The organism is Corynebacterium sp. HMSC28B08 (assembly GCF_001806865.1).
Lineage (GTDB): Bacteria > Actinomycetota > Actinomycetes > Mycobacteriales > Mycobacteriaceae > Corynebacterium > Corynebacterium auriscanis.
On the sequence record NZ_KV786190.1, the window covers coordinates 1 to 619 of the forward strand.

At 52.3% G+C, this 619-nt stretch carries 1 pseudogene; it reads right to left on the reverse strand.

The features are described 5' to 3' along the window. Positions 1 to 512: pseudogene (locus tag HMPREF3098_RS10330) on the reverse strand (transposase); the annotation flags it as partial. Between the last annotated feature and the right edge of the window lie 107 nt (positions 513 to 619).

Genomic DNA, 619 nt, shown 5'->3' on the forward strand with positions numbered 1-619 from the left:
CCTAGCAAGACCTGCCGCAACCAGCAGATCTTGCTAGGCGGTGGGCTGACTTGACGATGACGATAGTTTTGGCCTTTACCCTCGTTTCTGGTTCCTCAAGTCCCGCAATTTTTTTAAGTACGCATTTTCCGCCCGCAGTTTCTCCACCTCGCGACGCAATCGATCCTCCTCGGTCGCTGTCTTCGCAGGTGAACTGCCTTTCGGTCGTCCCTTCGGCTTCGGTGGCAAAGCTTCATCACCACCTGCACGTCAGGCCCGCACCCAACCTGTTACGAGTTGATCAGAGGACAAACCGAACTCACGGGCAAGCTCCATCTTGGACTGGCCGGAATTGAAACGATCGACAATGTCCTTCTTCACTTCGAAGGAAAACTGCTGCTGAGTTGGTTTCTCCACAAGACACAGCCTGCCATGAAGTTTGAACCGACGCTCAAAACTCTTCACCGCATACAGGCTAACCCCTAAACGATTAGCTGCCGCCGTGTAGCCCAGACCCTGTTCAAACAGTTCAACCAACTGCTCTCGCTGAAACTCGCTCAGAGAACTTCGTGCTCTCAAAAGAAATTACTCCCCACTAGTCGGAAACTGATTTCTCAGTCCAACTAATGGGGAGCAGTTC